The sequence below is a fragment of the Burkholderia sp. MSh2 genome (assembly GCF_000731655.1).
Taxonomy (GTDB): Bacteria; Pseudomonadota; Gammaproteobacteria; order Burkholderiales; family Burkholderiaceae; genus Burkholderia; species Burkholderia paludis.
This window is the reverse complement of sequence record NZ_JPGM01000079.1, coordinates 14,727-31,334: the sequence shown is the minus strand read 5'-3', so window position 1 is coordinate 31,334 and position 16,608 is coordinate 14,727. Positions and strand designations below refer to the sequence as shown.

The 16,608-nt window shown below is 70.4% G+C and carries 14 protein-coding genes; 10 read left to right on the top strand and 4 right to left on the bottom strand.

Annotation, left to right across the window (positions count from 1 at the left end):
- Nucleotides 1–24: 24 nt before the first annotated feature.
- Both GQ57_RS33690 and GQ57_RS33685 read left to right on the top strand, forming a co-directional pair.
- Nucleotides 25–1,041 carry a LysR substrate-binding domain-containing protein gene (locus GQ57_RS33690; RefSeq protein ID WP_034200135.1) on the top strand — a complete coding sequence of 339 codons (1,017 nt, stop codon included), beginning with the start codon at nucleotides 25–27 and terminating at the stop codon, nucleotides 1,039–1,041.
- Between the two features lie 336 nt (nucleotides 1,042–1,377).
- A complete protein-coding gene (locus GQ57_RS33685; protein ID WP_031401377.1) occupies nucleotides 1,378–3,609 on the top strand; it encodes a putative bifunctional diguanylate cyclase/phosphodiesterase in 2,232 nt (743 codons plus the stop codon).
- Between the two features lie 13 nt (nucleotides 3,610–3,622).
- On the opposite strand, the gene GQ57_RS33680 is transcribed toward GQ57_RS33685, so the two are convergent.
- On the bottom strand, nucleotides 3,623–4,696 hold the full coding sequence (locus GQ57_RS33680) for a diguanylate cyclase domain-containing protein (RefSeq protein ID WP_031401376.1): 1,074 nt from the start codon (nucleotides 4,694–4,696) through the stop codon (nucleotides 3,623–3,625).
- A gap of 49 nt (nucleotides 4,697–4,745) precedes the next feature.
- Complete coding sequence (locus GQ57_RS33675) at nucleotides 4,746–5,750, bottom strand: chemotaxis response regulator protein-glutamate methylesterase (RefSeq protein ID WP_034200129.1); 1,005 nt, start codon at nucleotides 5,748–5,750, stop codon at nucleotides 4,746–4,748.
- Between the two features lie 373 nt (nucleotides 5,751–6,123).
- Here GQ57_RS33675 and GQ57_RS42495 point away from each other — a divergent pair, with 373 nt between their 5' ends.
- A complete protein-coding gene (locus GQ57_RS42495) occupies nucleotides 6,124–6,678 on the top strand; it encodes a DUF4946 domain-containing protein (protein WP_034200128.1) in 555 nt (184 codons plus the stop codon).
- Nucleotides 6,679–6,817: 139 nt separating this feature from the next.
- Here GQ57_RS42495 and GQ57_RS33665 read toward each other — a convergent pair whose 3' ends face one another.
- Entirely contained in the window at nucleotides 6,818–7,042 is a 225-nt protein-coding gene (locus tag GQ57_RS33665) for a hypothetical protein (RefSeq protein ID WP_031401373.1), read from the bottom strand.
- Between the two features lie 436 nt (nucleotides 7,043–7,478).
- Here GQ57_RS33665 and GQ57_RS33655 point away from each other — a divergent pair, with 436 nt between their 5' ends.
- From GQ57_RS33655 to GQ57_RS33640, 4 genes are all read left to right on the top strand, one after another.
- A complete protein-coding gene (locus GQ57_RS33655; RefSeq protein WP_031401372.1) occupies nucleotides 7,479–8,168 on the top strand; it encodes a DUF969 domain-containing protein in 690 nt (229 codons plus the stop codon).
- Nucleotides 8,165–9,115, top strand: coding sequence for a DUF979 domain-containing protein (locus GQ57_RS33650; RefSeq protein ID WP_031401371.1), 951 nt, complete (start codon nucleotides 8,165–8,167; stop codon nucleotides 9,113–9,115). The genes GQ57_RS33655 and GQ57_RS33650 overlap by 4 nt, the downstream gene beginning before the upstream one ends.
- Before the next feature lie 10 nt (nucleotides 9,116–9,125).
- On the top strand, nucleotides 9,126–10,148 hold the full coding sequence (locus tag GQ57_RS33645; protein ID WP_034200126.1) for a DUF2891 domain-containing protein: 1,023 nt from the start codon (nucleotides 9,126–9,128) through the stop codon (nucleotides 10,146–10,148).
- Nucleotides 10,149–10,272: 124 nt separating this feature from the next.
- Entirely contained in the window at nucleotides 10,273–10,596 is a 324-nt protein-coding gene (locus tag GQ57_RS33640; protein WP_031401369.1) for a hypothetical protein, read from the top strand.
- Nucleotides 10,597–10,652: 56 nt separating this feature from the next.
- On the opposite strand, the gene GQ57_RS33635 is transcribed toward GQ57_RS33640, so the two are convergent.
- A complete protein-coding gene (locus tag GQ57_RS33635; RefSeq protein ID WP_031401368.1) occupies nucleotides 10,653–11,477 on the bottom strand; it encodes an IclR family transcriptional regulator in 825 nt (274 codons plus the stop codon).
- Between the two features lie 183 nt (nucleotides 11,478–11,660).
- Here GQ57_RS33635 and GQ57_RS33630 point away from each other — a divergent pair, with 183 nt between their 5' ends.
- From GQ57_RS33630 to GQ57_RS33620, 3 genes are all read left to right on the top strand, one after another.
- Nucleotides 11,661–13,319, top strand: a complete 1,659-nt coding sequence (locus tag GQ57_RS33630) for a GMC family oxidoreductase (RefSeq protein WP_034200125.1) — start codon at nucleotides 11,661–11,663, stop codon at nucleotides 13,317–13,319.
- A gap of 128 nt (nucleotides 13,320–13,447) precedes the next feature.
- Nucleotides 13,448–14,752: an MFS transporter gene (locus GQ57_RS33625; RefSeq protein ID WP_031401366.1), complete on the top strand. Its 1,305-nt coding sequence runs from the start codon at nucleotides 13,448–13,450 to the stop codon at nucleotides 14,750–14,752.
- A gap of 389 nt (nucleotides 14,753–15,141) precedes the next feature.
- Nucleotides 15,142–16,557, top strand: coding sequence for an NAD(P)/FAD-dependent oxidoreductase (locus GQ57_RS33620; protein WP_034200124.1), 1,416 nt, complete (start codon nucleotides 15,142–15,144; stop codon nucleotides 16,555–16,557).
- The last annotated feature ends 51 nt before the right edge of the window (nucleotides 16,558–16,608 follow it).

The window sequence follows — 16,608 nt, the reverse complement described above, 5'->3', positions numbered from 1 at the left end:
CCGACATGAATGACGGAGACGCCCGTGACCCCAGCCCCCCGCAGCCCGGCCGGCCGCACCCGGCCCGAACCGCTTGCGCCGCCCGGCGCGCCGGCCCACGAGCAGCGCATCGCGCAGGCGCTGCGGCGGTTGCGCGTGCGCGACATGGAAACGCTCGACACGCTCGCGCGTACGCGCAGTTTCGCGCGCACGGCCGAGGCCGCGTCGATCACGCAGCCCGCGCTGTCGAAATGGCTGCGCGAGCTCGAGGAATCGCTCGGCCTGCCGCTGTTCGAGCGCACGTCGCGGCGCGTCGCGCCGACGCTGTACGGCGATGCGCTGCTTGAACGGCTCGGCCGCGTGCTGACCGACCTGCGCGGCGTCGCGCCCGCGTTCGACGCGTTGCGCACCGGCGCCGGCCGCCCGGTGTCGATCGGGCTGCTGCCGAACATGGCGCCGCTGCTGATTCCGGGCGCGCTGGCGTGGCTGCGGGAGGCCGGCTGCCTCGTGCAGCTCAACGTGCGCGAGGACACGCTCGACCGGATGCTCGCGCAGGCGCAGCGTCGCGAGCTGGACCTGCTCGTGTGCCGGCTCGATGCATCCGCGCTGGGCGCGGGGCTGGACGTCGCGCCGCTGTATCGCGACGACATGATCGTCGTATGCGGGCCGCGCCATCCGCTGCTCGGGCGCGCGCGGATCGGGTGGCGCGACGCCGCCGCGTTTCCGTGGATCGCGCCGCCGCTCGGGTCGCCGGCGCGCACGGCGCTGGACGCCGAGTTCGCGAAGGCCGGCCTGCCGCCGCCGCACGTGCAGATGGAATCGGTGTCATGGCAGACCAACCGCACGGTCGCCGAGCAGTCGCCGTGCCTGTTCGTGCAGTCGTCCCGGGCATTCGGGCTGGCCATGCGCGCGGGCGAGCGCGTCGGCCGGTTGCCGTTGAAGCTGTCGACGATGCCCGACCGCGTGGGCGCGCTGCATGCGGCGCCCGCGAGTGCGTCGATCGCGGCCGCGATCGATGCGCTGAAGGCCGTGACGCGCGCGCATCCCGGCGCGGACGAATGAACGCGAACGAAACGGGTTTCGTCAGATAGCTGACGAATCGGTTGCAGTGAAGGCGCGGGCCGGGTGCGAATGCGCCCGAGGCCGTCGCGCCGCGCGCAAGTCTTTCGGCGGGCTGACAGCAGGCCGCAGGCGCCGCGCCGACCGCGCGTAAGCCCTGATGCGCGCGGATGAGCCGGGTGTCACGGATTGGTGTTAAATGTATTTTCGGCGCGCCTTGGCACAGCGCGCGATACGGGGCGCACCGGGTATCGGCATGAATCCGGGGCGGCAAGGGCACGAAAGATCGAAAACGAATCGGGCGTATCAGACCCGATCGGACAGACGGCAGGATTCATCTTGAATACCGAACCGCATAGTTCTCGTTACAGCCTCGGGCTCGCAGCGGAAGTGCTCGCGTCCGAGCAGAGCGTGCTGAGGCTGATCACGCGCAATACACCGTTGCCGGACCTGTTGATCGAGGTCTGCCGGCGCGCCGAGGCTTTGCTCGGCGACGGCGCCTCGTGCACGATCCTGCTGCTCGATCCGGACGGCGTGCACGTGCATGTCGGCGCCGCGCCGTCGCTGCCCGCGCAGTACAGCGCGGCGATCGAGGGCGCGCCGATCGGGCCCGCGGCGGGCTCGTGCGGCACCGCGATGTACCTGCGCCGGATGGTCGCCGTCGAGGACATCGAAACCGATCCGCTATGGGCCGACTACCGGGCCGTCGCGTTGCCGCTGGGCTTGCGCGCGTGCTGGTCGGTGCCGTTCCTCGACGATGCGGGCGCCGTGCTCGGCGCGTTCGCCGTCTATCACCGCCGGCCGCGCCGGCCGGGCGACGAGGAAACCGAGCTGTTGCGCGACATCGGCAACAGCGTCGGCCTCGCGGTGCACCAGGACCGGATCGCGCGGCAGCTCGCGCGCAGCGAGGAGCATCACCGGCTCGTGGTCAACAGCCTGAACGAGGGCATCCTCGTCGTGTCGCGCGACGACGTCGTGGTCGCGAGCAACCCGAGCGCGAACCGGATGATGCGGGTGCAGGGCGACCTCGTCGGCCGGCGGCTGTCGACGGTGATCCTGCGCAAGCTGAACGAGGACGGCACGCCGATCGCGCCCGACGACTGGCCGAGCCGGGTCGCGCTCGAGACGGCCACGCCGATGCTCGACTACACGGTCGGCTTCGGCCTGGCGGACGGCGACATCATCTGGGTGCGCGGCAACGCGGTGCCGATCGTGAAGCCGGGCGAGCGGCAGGCCGACTCGGTCCTCGTGTCGTTCAACGACATCGGCCCCGTGCGCGAGGCGCAGGAGCAACTGCGCTACCTGGCGACGCGCGATGCGCTGACGGGCCTCTACAACCGCCGCTGGCTTGCCGACCGCATGCGCGAGCTGTTCTGCGGGCATGCGCGCGTCGCGATCCTGTTCATCGATCTCGTCGGCTTCAAGAAGGTCAACGACACGGCCGGCCACGACGCGGGCGACGCGCTGCTGCGCAGCGTCGCGGCGCGGCTCGCGGCCTGCGGCGGCGGCCGGTACGCGCTGACGCGCGTCGGCGGCGACGAGTTCGTGATGCTCGTCGACGACTGCGACGATCCCGACCGGCTCGCGGCGCTCGCACGCGAGGTGATCGACACGATCGCGAAGCCGTTCGCGATCGCGAACAACGAATACTGGCTGGGCGTGTCGATCGGGATCAGCGTCGCGCCGCGCGACGGGGACGATGCGGTCACGCTGATGCGCAACGCGGATTCGGCGATGTACGAGGCGAAGCAGCGCGGCCGCAACCACTTCACGTTCTTCACGGCGCAGCTGAACCAGCGGCTGCAGCGCCGTTTCGCGATCGAGCAGTCGCTGCGGCGCGCGCTTTCGTCGGACATGCTGCGGCTCGCGTATCAGCCCGTCGTCGATGCGCGCAGCGGCCGCACGGTCGGCGCCGAAGCGCTGCTGCGCTGGACCAGCCCCGAGCTCGGGCCGATGTCGCCGACGGAGTTCATCCCGGTCGCGGAAGATACGGGGCAGATCGTCGCGATCGGCCAGTGGGTGCTCGAAACCGCGTGCCGGCAGGCGGCGGAATGGCGCCGCACGATCGCGCCCGACCTGATGCTGGCCGTCAACCTGTCGCCTCGGCAGTTCCACGAAGGGCTGGTCGAATCGGTCGATCGCTGTCTCGCGCAGACGCGGCTCGATCCGTCCGCGCTCGAACTCGAGATCACGGAAGGACTGCTGATGAACGACACGGACACCGTGCTGCCGATGCTCGAGGCGCTCACGGACATGAACGTGCGGATCTCGGTCGACGATTTCGGCACCGGCTATTCGTCGCTCGCCTACCTGAAGCGTTTTCCGCTGCACAACCTGAAGGTCGATCGCTCGTTCGTGTCGGGCGTGCCCGATCATCACGACGCGGTCGCGATCACGCAGGCCGTCGTCGCGATGGCGCATTCGCTCGGGATGAAGGTGACGGCCGAAGGCGTCGAAACGCAGGCGCAGTCGCGTTTCCTGCAGCAGATCGGCTGCGACATGCAGCAGGGCTACCTGTTCAGCCATCCGCTCGACGCGAACGACTACGCGCGCCGGCTGCGCCGCGCGTGAGCGGCGCGCGCGCTCAGTCGATGCGCGGCGTGCTGAAGTCGCCGGCGCCCGTGGGCGTCTGCGTCGGCGTGGCGTCGATCTCGACGCGGTTCTTGCCCTCGTGCTTGGCGCGATAGAGCGCACGGTCGGCCGCCTCGATCAGCACGGTCGTCGGCAGGCCGGACATCGGCACGATGGTCGCGCCGCCGATGCTGATCGTCACGGTGTCGCCCGTCGACGAATGCGCGTGCCGCAGCCGCAGCGCCTCGACCGCGAGACGGATCTTCTCGCCCAGCAGCCGCGCGGCGCCCGGCGACGTGGCCGGCATCACGACCGCGAACTCCTCGCCGCCGAAGCGCGCGGCGAGATCGCCCGACTGGCCGAGGCAGCGCTCGATGGTCGACGCGATCTGCTTGAGCACGCTGTCGCCCGACACGTGGCCGTATGTGTCGTTGTACAGCTTGAAGTTGTCGACGTCGATCATCAGCAGCGACAGCTCGCTGCGCTCGCGCGTGCCGCGCCGCCATTCGGCGGACAGGTATTCGTCGAGATAGCGCCGGTTCGACAGCCCGGTCAGGCCGTCCGAATGGGTGAGGCGTCGCAGCTCGAGGTTGGCCTCGAGCAGTTGCTGCTGCGACTGCCGCAGCGCGCGATAGGCCTCGTCGCGCTGCAGCAGGTTCATGTACGAGCGCGAGTGGTAGCGCACGCGCGCGACCAGCTCGATGCGATCGGGCAGCTTGACGAGGTAGTCGTTCGCGCCGACCGCGAACGCGGTGCTCTTGATCGCCGGTTCTTCCTGCGTCGACAGCACGATGATCGGCACGTCGCGCGTCGCCGGATTCTCGCGGTACGCCTTCACGAGGCTCAGCCCGTCGATGCCGGGCATCACCAGGTCCTGCAGGATCACGGTGGGGCGCGTCTCGATCGCGGTGGCCATCGCGTCGTCCGAACGCGGGCAGTAATGGAAGTCGATGCCTTCCTCGTCGACGAGCGCGCGCCGTACGGCTTCCGCGACGATCGTCTGGTCGTCGACCAGCAGTACCATCGCCGGCACGTCGATGCGCGGCGTGTAGGGGCCGCCTGGCGGGCGAGTCAGGTCAATGCTCATGATCGATGCGGATGGGGACGGGCATGGGTGTTGCACATGTTTATCGGGCTCAAATCCGTGCGAGCGCCGCCAGTTCGCCCGCGATGCGTCCGAGCGGCAGGATCGCGCGCGCCGCGCCGAGTGTCGCGGCCGCCTTCGGCATGCCGTACACGGCGCTCGTCGCCTCGTCCTGCGCGATCGTATGGTAGCCCTTCATCCGCAGCGCCTTCAGGCCGATCGCGCCGTCGCGCCCCATGCCGGTGAGCAGTACGCCGATCGCGCGGCCGGGCCAGTGCTCGGTCAGGCTGTTGAAGAACACGTCGACCGACGGGCGATACGGCGTGGCGGCCGGCTCGCGCGTGTATTCGAGCGTGCCGGCGCGGGTGATGCGCAGGTGATCGTCGGTCGCGGCGAGCAGCGCGACGCCCGGCTGCGGGCGGTCGCCTTCGTGCGCGACGCGCACGGCGAGCGGCGTCTGGCCGTCGAGCCATTGCGCCATGCCCTCGGCGAAGGCGCGGTCGACATGCTGCACGATCACGATCGGCGCGTTGAAATCGGCCGGCAGGCCGCCGAGGATCGACGCGAGCGCGCCGGGGCCGCCGGCCGACGCGCCGATCGCGATCAGCGGGCCGCCGCTGGCGGGCAGCGGCATGCCGGCGAGGCGCGGGCCGCCGGGCGCGTCGAGCAGGCGGCCGATCTGGTCGATTTTCGCGAGCAGCAGTTTGGTCGTGTCGCCGGCCGCGCCTTCGCCGAGCCGCGGCGTGTCGACCGCGTCGAGCGCGCCGGCGCCCATCGCCTCGAACACGCGCCACGCGTTCGCGCCGATGCAACTCGTCACGATCAGGATCGCGCACGGTCGTTCGGATCGCATGATCCGCCGCGTGGCTTCGATGCCGTCGAATTTCGGCATGACCAGGTCCATCAGCACGACGTCGGGCGGCTGCGCGGCGCACAGTTCGACGGCCTGCGGGCCGTCGGTCGCGACCCACAGCACGCGGTGCTCGGGCCGTCGCGCGATCGCGCGGCGCATCGCCTCGACGGCTAGCGGGAGGTCGTTGACGATGCCGATGTTCACAAGCGGAATTCTCCGGTCGGTTCGTAATGCTGGAGGTGGGCCGGGTTCATGGAAGGGGCGGCCGGCTCGGCGCCGCCGATCGGCATCGGCGGCCGGCCGGCACGGCATTCGTTTCGGTTGGCGACGCCCGCATGCTGTCATGCGACGCGGGCGTCGGCAATCGAAAAATTCGCACGGTACGTCGTTTCAGTGCGTTTCCTCTATGGTAAAAGGCGTGACGGGGGGATTCGCCCGGCGCCGAGCGGGGGGCGCGCGGCCCGCGCCAGCCGGTCGCCGCGGGCCGGCGGACGGTACGCCGTGCGATCATGACGCGGCCACCGGCCCGGTCCAGCGCTGTCCAGCCCCGTCCACCGAACCCGATCCGTCGAGCAACATGAGCGAAAAAAACCGTTTTCGCCTGATCGTGCGCGCCATTGCCGCATGGCTGTGCGTCGTATCCGCGGCGGCGTTCGCGGACGCGCCCGCGGCGGTGCCCTGGCCGCCGGGCTGGGACGTCCAGGCCGGCCCCGCGCCGACGACCCGCGCCGGCAGGACGCTGCCCGGTTCGAACGAGGTCGCGGTGAAACGCGGCGCATCGGGTGCGCCCGAGGCCGCGCTGGCGTTGATGCGGCTGGTCCGGATCGACCGCGGCGCCGCGCGTCTCGACGACGAATTCGGGACGATGCTGCACGTGATCGTCGACGGCTACCGGCAGCGCGGCTGGACCGCGCAATGCGCGGCAGCCGTGCAGGCGCCGCTGGGCGGCCGGCCGGGGCTCGCGACGACCTGCGACATGCGCCGCGAGGGCGCGACGGCGATCCGGCAGGCGATCGTCGCGACGATGACGGAGACGACCGTGTACGAACTGTCCTTCACGGCGCCCGTCGACCGCTTCGACGCGTACCGGCCCGCATTCGACACGATGCGCGCGCGTTTGACGGTGCAATAGCGAGCGGCCACGGCCGGGCGGGATCGATGCCGGCGGGACGGGGGAGGTACGGCCGTTCCGCCGTGTCGGCCCGGCGCCGGCGCCGCCTTCGGCAGTCCCCGGCGGAAACCGGCCGCGCTTCGCGGGCGCGGCCGCGCCGTCAATGGCTGCGCGCGTACCCCTGGATCAGCGCGCGCATCATCCCTTCGACCGTCGCGTCGAGCAGGTCGGCTTCCGCCTCGGCCTCCTCGACGAGCGCGGCATAGGCGGTCGCCAGCGTCACGCGGTCGACCTCGTGGCGTTGCTCCATCAGCGTCACCATCCCGTCCTTCGCCAGATGAGCGGAGAACGCGCGGCTGCCGATGGTCTGGAATACGTCAATCATGGCGACTCTCCCGTACGTTGCCGATGCTTTCCAGTTTAGTCGGCGCTCCGGGGCCGCGCCACGCGCGCGGGCCCCGCGCGAGCATGGCGCTGTCGCGGGACATCGCCTGCCGCGCTCGAGGTGCCCGGCGCGCCCGACGCACCCGACGCACCCGACGCACCCGACGCACCCGACGCACCCGACGCACCCGACGCACCCGACGCACCCGACGCACCCAACGCACCCACTGCGGCCTGCCGGCCGCCGATTCCTCCGACGAAACGCGGGCAGCTCGCGGCCCGACGCAGCATGCGCGCGTTTCAACGTTTACCCGAGTCGGTAATTTGTCGACTTTTTATCGATAAAGTCTCGTGTTAGATTTTGCCGTCCGAGCCCGGTCGATACCGGGCCGGCGGCGCGGTGTCCGGGCGCCGCGGGTTCGACACAAGGAGGAGCAATGCTGGTGCTGATTGGGGTGCCGATCGTCGTGATCGGTTTTGCGCTGCGCTTCAATGCGCTGCTGGTGGTCACGGTCGCGGGGCTCGCGACGGGGCTGGCGGGCGGGCTGAATCTCGTCGACATCGTCAGCGCGTTCGGCAAGGCGTTCACCGAGAACCGCTACATGGGGCTCATCTGGCTGACGCTGCCGGTGATCGCGCTGCTCGAGCGCAACGGCCTCAAGGAGCAGGCGAAGCGGATGATCTCGCGCGTGCAGGCGGCGACCACGGGCCGCGTGCTGATGCTGTACTTCGTGCTGCGCCAGGTGACGGCCGCGCTGGGCCTCACGTCGCTCGGCGGCCACGCGCAGATGGTGCGGCCGCTGATCGCGCCGATGGCCGAGGCCGCCGCCGTCAACCGGCACGGCGAGTTGCCCGAGTCGGTGCGCCAGCAGATCCGCGCGCATGCGTCGGGCGTCGACAACATCGCCGTGTTCTTCGGCGAGGACATCTTCATCGCGATCCAGTCGATCCTGCTGATCAAGGGCTTCCTCGAACAGAACGGAATTTCCATCGAGCCGCTGCACCTGTCGGTGTGGGCGATCCCGACCGCGATCGCCGCGCTGCTGATCCACTGCGCGCGGCTGGCGCTGCTCGACCGCCGGCTGGCGCGCGGCTTCGGCCTGCGGAAGCAGGAGGGCGCGCGATGATCGGCCTCGAATCCCTGTACACGCTCGCGGGGCTGATGTTCGCGGCGTTCGCGTACTTCAACCTGACGGACCGCACGAACCCGCGCCGCGTGGTGAATTTCGCGTTCTGGGCGATCTACGCGGCGACGTTCCTGTTCGGCGCGCGGCTGCCGCATTTCGTGACGGGTTGCCTCGCGATCGCGCTCGCGGTGATCGCCGGCACCGGCAAGCTCGGGCGCGGCCGGTCGGAGGAGGCCGGCGAGGCGGCGGCCGGGCGGCGCGAGACGCTCGCGCAGCGCTTCGGCAACCGTCTGTTCCTGCCCGCGCTGCTGATTCCGGTCGTCACGCTGATCGGCACGTTCGCGCTGAAGCAGGTGCCGTTCGTCGACCCGAAGAGCGTGACGCTGATCTCGCTCGTGCTCGGCACGCTCGTCGCGTTCGCCGTCGCGCTCGCGATGCTGCGCGATTCGCCCGTGCATGCGCTGAAGGACGCGCGCCACACGATGGACGCGGTCGGCTGGGCCGCGATCCTGCCGCAGATGCTCGCGGCGCTCGGCGCGCTGTTCGCGGTCGCTGGCGTCGGCGGCGTGGTGTCGGGGCTCGTGAAGGCGTGGGTGCCGATCGATTCGCCGTTCGCGGTGGTCGCCGCCTACACGGTCGGCATGGCGCTGTTCACGATGATCATGGGCAACGGCTTCGCCGCGTTCCCGGTGATGACGGCCGGCATCGGCCTGCCGCTGATCGTCCACCAGTTTCACGGCAACCCGGCGATCGTCGGCGCGATCGGGATGCTGAGCGGTTTCTGCGGTACGCTGATGACGCCGATGGCCGCGAACTTCAACATCGTGCCGGCGGCGCTGCTCGAGCTGAAGGACAAGAACGGCGTGATCAAGGCGCAGTGGCCGACGGCCGTGCTGCTGCTGGCCGTGAACACGCTCCTGATGTACGCGTTCGTATTCCGCTTCTGACGAGATGCCCATGACCGACCGACTCACGCCCGAACTCGCCTCGACCTTCGCGTCGCTCGCGCTGGCACACCTGACCCGCGAGTATCCGAACAAGCTCACGCATTCGCTCGCCGGCCCGCACGACGTGCAGGGGCCGCGCGCGCTGCACCCGATCTTCTACGGCAGCTACGACTGGCACTCGTGCGTGCACGGCTACTGGCTCGTGCTGCGCGTGCTCGAACGCTACCCGTCCTTGCCGGAAGCCGAGCGCATCGTCGCCGTCGTCGATGCGCACTTCACCGACGCGAACGTCGCCGGCGAGCGCGCCTATCTCGCGCTGCCGCACAACGGCGGCTTCGAGCGCCCGTACGGCTGGGCGTGGTTCCTCGCGCTCGCGGCGCAGCTCGAGCGGCTCGCGCTGAAGGGCACGCAGCCGCAGGCGGCGCGCTGGGCGAAGACGGTGGCGCCGCTCACCGACCTGTTCGTGGCGCGCTTCGAGACCTTCCTGCCGAAGGCGACGTATCCGCTGCGCGTCGGCACCCACTTCAACACCGCGTTCGCGCTGGCGCTCACGCTCGACTTCGCGCGCGACACGCAGCGCGACGGGCTCGCGGCGCTGATCGTCGATACCGCGAAGCGCTGGCACCTGAACGATGTCGCGTGCCAGGCGTGGGAGCCGTCGGGCGACGAATTCCTGTCGCCCGCGCTGATGGAGGCCGAGCTGATGCGGCGCGTGCTGCCGGCCGCCGAATTCGACGGCTGGTTCGCGCGTTTCCTGCCCGACCTCGCGCGCGGCGAGCCGGCGACGCTGTTCGAGCCGGCGACGGTCAGCGATCGCAGCGACGGCAAGATCGCCCACCTCGACGGGCTGAACCTGAGCCGCGCATGGTGCCAGCGCGCGCTGGCCGGCGCGCTGCCGGAAGGCGACGCCCGCCGCGCCAGGCTGCTCGACGCGGCCGGCCGCCATCTCGCGGGCGCGCTCGCGCACGTGGCGGGCGACTACATGGGCGAGCACTGGCTCGCGACCTTCGCGCTGCTCGCGCTGGAGGCGTAGCGCCGGTCGTCGCGAAACCCCGCCGGCGGCAAGGTCTTCGACGCGCGGCTATACTCGCCGCTCGGGCCGCATCGCGCAGCATGCGTTGCGCGATGCGCGCCATCCAACCGTTCGCCGCCGCTCCATGGACAAGCTCATTTCCTACGTCGCCGCGATCCACGGGCTCGCGGGCCCCGTGTCGATCGTGTCGCACGCCACCTCGCACGACCGCTGGACCGACGACGACGTCGAGGTCACGCGCGACGAAACCGAATACCGTTTCGACAACGGCGCGATCGTGCGTCGCTCGGTCGAGCAGGACCACGCGCCGTCCGATCTGCTGTGCGCCGAATGCTGGATCGACTATGACGTGCTCCGTCAACCCGACGGGCAGCCGATCGGCCCGACGCGGATCACGTTCGACAACGCCTGCCGCGAGACTTTCTGGCTGCGTTACCACCTGGCGTGAGCGCCTGAACGCCTGAAACCCATGAACGGATGAGCGCCTGAACGCGTTCGTCCGCGTCAGCCCGGCGGCGCGCCGTCGCCCGCGTGCAGCAGCGGTGCGAGCCGCGCGGCCGCGTCGCGCATCTTCGGCACGTTCTCCAGCAGGTCGTTGAGCGTCGCGCGTGCGGTCGGCGCATGCACGGCGAGCGCCGCGAGCAGGCGGCCGCTCGCGGCATCCTTCACCGGCACCGCGACGGCCACCATCCCGCGCACGAACTCCTCGTTGTCGATCCCGACGCCGCGCGCGGCGAGGCGGTCGAGTTCGGCCGCGAGCAACTGCGCGTCGGTCAGCGTCCGGTAGGTCATCTTCTTCAGCGTCAGCCGCGCGAGCATCGCGTGGCGCTCGAGCGCATTCAACTGCGCGAGGAACAGCTTGCCGCTCGCCGTGCAGTGCAGCGGCACGCGCATGCCGGGCCGCATTTCGAGCCGCAGCGGCTCGGCCGTTTCCACGCGTTCGACGTACAGCACCGTGTCGCCGTCGAGTGCCGTGAGGTTGCAGGTCTCGCCGAGCACGTCGACGAGCGCGCGCAGCACCGAGCGGCAGCCGCGCGTGAAGGCGTTGTTCGACAGCGCCGCGAGCGCGAACTGCGCGGCGCGCGGCCCGAGCGCGATCGCGCGGTCGTGGCCGCGCGAGTCGGGCATGTGGATCACGTAGCCGCGCGCCTCGAGCGATTCGATCAGCCGCAGCAGCGTCGCCTTCGGGATGTGCAGCCGCGCGGCGAGCTGCGACAGCGTGTACGGCTGCCCGGCCGATGCGAGCGCTTCGAGCACGGCGAGGGCGCGCAGCACGCGCGCGTCGTCGGCGGGCGCGCCATCGGACGGCGCGGAGGCGGGTTCGCGCATGGGTCTCCTCCATGGGGATCGCGATGCGTCCCGGGATGGTGTGTGCGATGAAAATGAAACGAATCGAACGGTTTTTGTACCACATTCGCGGCGTGGACAATAAATCGGCTTGTACGCGTTCCGTGTGCTCAATAAATTTGGACGAAACATACCGGATTTTTCATCACCGGAACGGAGACACGAATGACACGCAGCTTCGACTATGTCGTGGTCGGCGCGGGATCGGCCGGTTGCGTCCTCGCCAACCGGCTGTCCGACGGCGGCCGCCATACGGTGTGCCTGCTGGAGGCGGGCCCCGCCGATCGCTCCATGTGGATCCACGTGCCGATCGGTTATGGCAAGACGATGTTCGACCCGGTGTACAACTGGGGCTTCCATACCGATCCCGATCCGAACATGCACGACCGCCGCCTGTACTGGCCGCGCGGCCGCACGCTCGGCGGCTGCAGTTCCATCAACGGGCTGATCTACGTGCGCGGGCAGCAGCAGGATTACGACCACTGGGCCATGCTCGGCAATCGCGGCTGGAGCTGGCGCGAGTGCCTGCCGTATTTCCGCAGGCTCGAACACAACACGCTCGGAGACGGGCCGACGCGCGGCACCGGCGGCCCGCTGTGGGCGTCGGCGATCCGGCAGCGGCACGAGCTGGTCGATGCGTTCGTCGCCGCGTCGAACCGGCTCGGCGTGCGCACCGTCGACGATTTCAACACGGGCGACCAGGAGGGCGTGGGTTACTACCAGCTCACGACGCGCAACGGGCTGCGCTGCTCGACGGCGGTCGCGTACCTGAAGCCGGCGCGCGGGCGGCCGAACCTGCACGTCGAAACCGACGCGCAGGCGCTGAAGGTGCTGTTCGACGACGGCGCGCAGGCGTGCGGCGTGCGCTACGTGCGGTACGGCCAGGTGCAGGAGGTGCGCGCGCTGCGCGAGGTGATCCTGGCGGCCGGCGCGCTGCAGTCGCCGCAACTGCTGCAGGTGTCGGGCGTCGGGCCGGCCGCGTGGCTGAACCGCCACGGGGTTCCGGTCGTTGCCGATCGGGCGGGCGTCGGCGAGAACCTGCAGGACCATCTGCAGATTCGTCTGATCTACGAAGTGGCGAAGCCGATCACGACCAACGACGCGCTGCATTCGTGGGTCGGCCGCGCGAAGATGGGGCTGCAATGGGCGCTGTTCCGCGGCGGCCCGCTCGCGATCGGCATCAACCAGGGCGGGATGTTCTGCCGCGCGTTGCCGGACGAATCGGCGACGCCCGACATCCAGTTCCATTTCTCGACGTTGTCGGCCGATTCGGCGGGCGGCAGCGTGCATCCGTTTCCGGGCTGCACGTATTCGATCTGCCAGTTGCGGCCGGAATCGCGCGGCACCGTGCGGATTCGCTCCGGCGATGCGCGCGACGCGCCGTCGATCCGGCCGAATTATCTCGACACCGAGCGCGACCGCCGCACGACCGTGGCCGGCGTGCGCTTCGCGCGGCGCGTCGCGGCCGCCGAGCCGATGGCGCCGCTGATGAAGCGCGAGGTGCGACCCGGCGCGCCGGCGCAGACGGACGACGAGCTGCTCGAGTTCTGTCGTGAATACGGGCAGACGATCTTCCATCCGTCCGGCACCGCGAAAATGGGCGTCGCGAGCGATCCGCTCGCGGTCGTCGACGCGCGGCTGCGCGTGTACGGCACGCGCGGGCTGCGCGTGGTCGACGGCTCGATCATGCCGACGCTCGTGTCGGGCAATACCAACGTGCCGATCGTGATGGTCGCCGAGAAGGCGTCCGACATGATCCTCGAGGACGCCCGCGAGGCCGATCGCGGCCGCGGCGTCGCGCCGGCCGTCGAGGCCGTCGCGTAGGGCCGGGCCCCGCATCCGCCCGCGCGGCCCGTGCTCCTGCGCCCGGACGGCCGCCGCGCGCTGTTCGACGCCCCCGCCGGTACGGCGCCGGGGCAGGTTGCGGCGCATCCTTACCTGGAGAAGCTCGCATGGCAATCGATTCCCGGGTCGTCCGACGCGTGGCCGCGGCCAGCGTGATCGGCGCGACCGTCGAATGGTACGACTTTTTTCTGTACGGCGTGGTCGCCGGCATCGTGTTCGACAAGCAGTACTTCCCGGTCGGCGACGCGTTCGTGTCGACGCTGCTCGCGTATGCGACGTTCGCGGTCGGCTTCGTCACGCGGCCGCTCGGCGGCCTGCTGTTCGGCCATCTCGGCGACCGCGTCGGGCGCAAGTCCGCATTGATCCTGACGATGCTGATCATGGGCGTATCGACGGCCGGCGTCGCGTTCCTGCCGACCTATGCGCAGATCGGCATGTGGGCGCCGGCGCTGCTGCTGACGCTGCGCGTGCTGCAGGGGATCGGCCTCGGCGGCGAATGGGGCGGCGCGGTGCTGATGGCCTACGAATACGCACCGCCGCACCGGCGCGGGCTGTACGCGAGCCTGCCGCAGATCGGCCTCGCGATCGGGCTGTGCCTCGCGGCCGGCGTGGTCGCGGCGCTGTCGCGCGCGTTGCCGGACGCCGCGTTCCTCGCATGGGGCTGGCGCGTCGCGTTCGCCGCGTCGCTGCTGCTCGTCGCGGTGGGCTTCTACATCCGCACGCGCGTGGCCGATACGCCCGAGTTCGTCGCGCTCAAGCGCCAGCGGCGCGACGCGAAGCTGCCGGTCGTCGAACTGCTCGGCCACTACCGGCAGGCGATCCTGCTCGGGATGGGCGCGCGCTATATCGACGGCGTGTTCTTCAACGTGTTCGCGGTGTTCTCGATCGGCTACATGACGCGCAACCTGGCGATCTCGCGCGGCGACGCGCTGCTCGGCGTGATGAGCGCGGCCGTCGTGATGTGCGTGTTCATTCCGGTGTTCGGCGGCCTGTCCGACCGGCTCGGCCGCGCCCGCGTGTACCGGTGGGGCGCGACGCTGTGCGGGCTGTCGGTGCTGCCCGCGTTCTGGCTGCTGCAGACGCAGTCGACGCACCTGCCGGCCGTGTGGCTCGCGCTGGTGATTCCGTTCGGGATCTTCTACGCGATGGCGTACGGGCCGGAGGCCGCGCTGTTCGCGGAGCTGTTCGACGCGAACGTGCGTTACACCGGCATCTCGTTCGTCTACCAGGTGTCGGGCATCGTCGCGAGCGGCCTCACGCCGATCGTCGCGACCGCGCTGCTGCGCGTGAACGGCGGCGCGCCGTGGCTCGTCGGGGTTTACGTGATGTTGTCTGCACTCCTGTCGATCGTGTCGGTCCGGGCGATCGAGAAGCGCGGCAGCGTGGCCGGCGTGGCGGTGCGCGCGATGTGACTTGGCGTGGTGATGCGCCGCACGGGCGGCACGGCGTCGGACGGTATCGGCCGTCCCCGGCTGCCCCGGCTGCCCCGGCCGCCTCGCGATGCCGGCGCCCCGGCGCGACCTTCGCTGCCCGCCGGCTTGCGTCGCGCGCTGGTCCAAGCGAATCCGGCCCACTGGCCCTACCTGCCAAAAAACGGCCTGCCTACACTTTCCTCGACAGATCGCCGCATTGAAGCATCTGCACACGATCGACCCGAAGAGAACGATCAGGAGACAGGCATGACCAACAGGCAGTCGGCAGCATCCGTGCGCGCGGCGAGCGCGCGCCCCGCATCAGCCGGTCGAATCGCGTCGCACGCCCGCGGCGGCGCGGCAGGCACGCCCGTATCGGAGGGCTGACCATGGCGACCCCCTCCATCGAACGCACCGCGGGCGGCTTTGCCGGCGGCCGGCCGGGCGATACGCGTTACGACCCGACCTACGACCCGCTGGTGTCGCCCGGCCCCGGGTGCGGCAAGCAGTACGCGCCGACCTACTGGGTCGCGACGGCCGGCAGCCCGCCGCCGGACGACGGCCCCGTCACGCGCGATCTCGACGTGGACGTCGCGATCATCGGCGGCGGCTACACGGGCCTCGCGACCGCGCTGTGCCTGGCGCGCGACCACGGCATCAAGGCCGTCGTGCTCGAAGCCAACCGCACGAGCTGGGGCTGCAGCAGCCGCAATGGCGGGCAGGGGCAGAACGCGTCGGGACGGCTGTCGCGCTCGCAGTGGATCGAGCGCTGGGGCAAGGACGTCGCGCTGAAGATGCACGACGAGATTCTCGAAGGCTTCGAGCACTTCAAGTCGCTCGTGGCGGAAATCGACTGCGAGCCGCAGCCGGGCGGCCACTTCCTGATCGCGCATCGCCCGCGCATCATGGCGAAGCTCGCGGCCGAGGCGAAGGTGTGGAAGGAGGTGTTCGGCTATCCGTCGGAACTGCTGAGCGCGGAGACCTTCCGGCGCGAATTCGTCAACGATCACGAGGCGGCCGGCGCGCTGCACGAGCCGGAAGGCATCGGCATCCACGCGCTGAAGCTTGCGTTCGGCTATCTGCGCCTCGCGCGCGAAGCGGGCGCGAAGGTGCATACGGGCAGCCCGGTGCTCGGCTTCGAGACGATCGACGGCGTGCACCACCTGCGCACGCCCGGCGGCGTCGTGCGCGCCCGCGCGGTCGGCATCGCGACCGGCGCATATACCGCGCAGACGCTGCATCCGTCGCTGCGCAGCAAGGTGATGCCGATCCTGTCGAACTCGATGGTCACGCGCCCGCTCACCGACGCGGAGATCGACGCGTGCAACCTGCGCACCACGCAGGTGCTGACCGATACGCGCACGCTGCGCTTCTACTATCGCTTCCTGCCCGATCGCCGCCTGCAGATCGGCAGCCGCAGCGCGATCACCGGCGACGACGCGCCGAACCCGCGGCACCTCGAATTGCTGAAGGAAGGGATGGCCCGCAAGTTTCCCGCGCTGCGCGGCGTGCAGATCGATTATTCATGGTGGGGCTGGGTCGACGTGAGCCACGACATGATGCCGCGCGTGTGCCAGCCCGATCCGCGGCAATCGGTGTACTACGCGCTCGGCTACGGCGGCAACGGCGTGTCGTACTCGCAGCAGGCCGGCCGCCGCCTGGCCGAACGGATCGCGGGGAAGGGCGCACGCCAGACGCTGCCGATCTTCACGTCGCCGTTGCCCGGCCACCCGTTCGCGCCGTTCCGGCGGCTCGGGCAGCGGATGCTCTACCTGTCGTATTTCAGGAACGACGAGAAACCCTGAACGCGGTGCATGGCGCCCGGCGCGGCGCGCTCGCGCCGGGGCGCCCAATAC